At 66.7% G+C, this 2,636-nt stretch carries 1 protein-coding gene and 1 pseudogene; both read right to left on the reverse strand.

Going from position 1 to position 2,636, the window contains the following annotated elements; translation table 11 throughout:
* Positions 1–115: 115 nt before the first annotated feature.
* Entirely contained in the window at positions 116–817 is a 702-nt protein-coding gene (locus ABZT12_RS39245; protein WP_356394643.1) for a DUF6461 domain-containing protein, read from the reverse strand.
* 145 nt (positions 818–962) lie between these two features.
* Positions 963–2,419 (reverse strand): annotated as a pseudogene (locus ABZT12_RS39250) (NF041680 family putative transposase).
* Positions 2,420–2,636 lie beyond the last annotated feature (217 nt).

A 2,636-nucleotide genomic window follows, 5' to 3' on the forward strand; every position in this document is an offset into this window, starting at 1 on the left:
CTCTGGGCCATGCTCCGCGACGGAGCGTGCTACCAGCCCCCACCATCAGTCACGCTGGCGGCTTGACATCCCTATTGGGAAGTTCTTTATCTACCCGCATGGCCTTGCAGCCGATTTAACGCTGATCGTGTGTGGGGTTGGGGAGCTTGGTGTAGGTGCGGGTTTCGTGCGTATCGGTGACGTCGATGCTGACACCGGTCCAGTGCTCGGTGGGGATCTCGACGGTGCCCGTGGAGTAGGTGCCGTCTTCGAGCATGTTCGCGGTCAGGTGGACGCCGGTGAGTTTTTCCGCGAGTGCGACGTAATTCTCCAGGTCGCAGGCGCCGGCTTCGAGGTCGAACCCCGTCTGGCGCATGAGGTCGAGGAGGTGGTCCGGTGTGCTGCCTTCTCGATGGAGGGGACCTTCGAAGCGAGTGCGCAGCTCACCGTCCTCCCACCAGGAGAACAGGGACATGGCGTTCGGGCTGCGGAAGTGCGAGACACCGCGGGTGCCGCGAGTGGCGTGCTTCATCGCATCGGTGTGGAACTCGATGCCGCCGTTGATCTCGAGGGCCAGAACCCAGTCGGTGTCTTCGTCGTGGACCAGGGCAGCGCCGATGAACATGCGGTCGCCCCAGTCGTCCTGATCGTCCTGGAATTCGCGGTCCCGGGCGATGAAGTCATCGAAACCGTCGCAGTCTTCCTGCGGCTGGGCGCCGATGCGGTCGAGGTACTCACGCGGAGTGAGCCCGCGAACCAGCGTCAGGGTGTAGCCCTCAAGCAGGAAGCCGCGGTGGAAGTCGCGGAGCCAGGACCGGTCGGCCGATTCAGCGTTCATGGGTGGCCATGGTGCCAGGCGTCACTGACAGGCCACCGGCCAGCCGCCGCAGCCCGTCACGGCCGACTATCGGCCCCACTTGTTCTCCGACCATCCATAGGCGCAGCGTGCTTGGGCGACGGAAGGGACTTGGCTTGCTCTGTATCTACCAAGATCGGCCGGGTCTGCCGATGGCCTTGAGGGTCTCGGGGCGTTTGACGGTTTTGCCGACGTCGTAGCGGGGTGCGGGGTGCCGGTTCTTGGTGCCGGGTGGGCGTCCGGGGCCGGTGCCGCGGGGTTGGGGAACACGGGCCGGGCAGAGCAGTTAGGCTCGGATGTTCCTGAACCCTCGGCGGACCCGGGCCGGGGTGAGGCGTTCGGGCTTGGCCGGCTTCTCCCAGGGCCGGCGGAGGTCGGCGGCCAGCGGCCGGGCGAGGCGGAGCTGGGTGTGGGCGACGACCACGAGCCAGGTCCACCGGTCCGCGGCCTCGGGAGTACGGACCTTCGGGGTGGTCCAGCCGAGAATCTGCTTTCCGAACCTGAAGGTGTGCTCAAGATCGAATCTTCTGAGGAACACCTGCCACCACAGGTCCACGTCTGCCGGGGTGGCGCCTGTCTTGGAGGACCACAGCCAGACCGGCGGTGCTTCCCGTTCCTTGGAGAGGTGCTCGACCTTCAGCCGGACCAAGGTGCCCTCGACGACGGGGAGTTCACCGTCGTGCTCCAGCCAGGCCGAGCGGTGGGTCAGCCTCGGGTGGACACGGTCCCACGCTTGGGTGTCGGCCTTGCCGTAGTTGGCGGTGTCGGTGACGGTGGTGATCACCGCTTCGGGCCAGGTCTCGGGTTTGGCGAAGCGGAACTCCTTGCCGTGCTTCGGCGGCCTGCCGCCCTGGGGATAGGCCAGGGCGTACTCCTTGGGCGAGGGCTTCGGTAGCCGCATCACCCGGTCACTGCGGATGCGCCCGACCAGCTCGACAGGAAGATCCCGCAGGACCCAGGCCAGGCGGGTGACGTCGTAACCCGCGTCCATGACGATCGTGATGTCCGGGTCGCCGGGCGCCCACTGGCCGGCTGAGATGAGCCGCTCGGCCACGGCGCGGAGTTGGGTGGCGGTGACGGCGGTCGCATCGTCTTCGGGTCCGAGCCGGACCACGTCCAGGATCGATGTCCACGAGGTGGCTCCCGGTTCGAGGATGGCGACGAAGGAGTACGGCCAGCCGGGATGAACTGGGAGGCGGACTTCGCCCGACCGTAGACGTGGCAGAACAGCCGGTCGGCCGAGCACGGCGCGTCCGAGCGCAGCCACGGCGACACGTCGACCGCCAGCACCAGGCGCCCGCCCTCGAACCGGGGCAACGGCAGCCCGGCGAGCAAGGTCCGCAGCCTCTCAACGTCGATCCTGCCCCGGTTCAGAGCTCCGTACAACGCGCCGTGCCCACGCCGGTGCTCGGGCACCATCGTCAGGTCCACCGGCGAAGTGACCGGCCCGTCGGCGCACAACAGCGCGTCGGCCAGTTCGAACATTTCGTCACGCCGGGCGGTCAGACACTCGTAGAACTCTGCTCGGAAGCGTGACGCTTCCGCAAACGCTTCCCGCCGGACATCCGGGCACACCACACTCATGACATCGGCCTTCGACTGGTTCTCCTCGTGACGGAGCACAGCATCAGACGAAGGCCACCCTCATGTCCGGCGAATCCCCAGGTGAGTGACCTCGTTTGGGACACCGTTCGAGGCCAGAAGAAAAAGAACTTCCCAATAGGGATGTCAAGCCGCCAGCGTGACTGATGGTGGGGGCTGGTAGCACGCTCCGTCGCGGAGCATGGCCCAGAGGACGTTG

Source organism: Streptomyces sp. NPDC005423 (assembly GCF_040606415.1).
GTDB lineage: Bacteria > Actinomycetota > Actinomycetes > Streptomycetales > Streptomycetaceae > Streptomyces.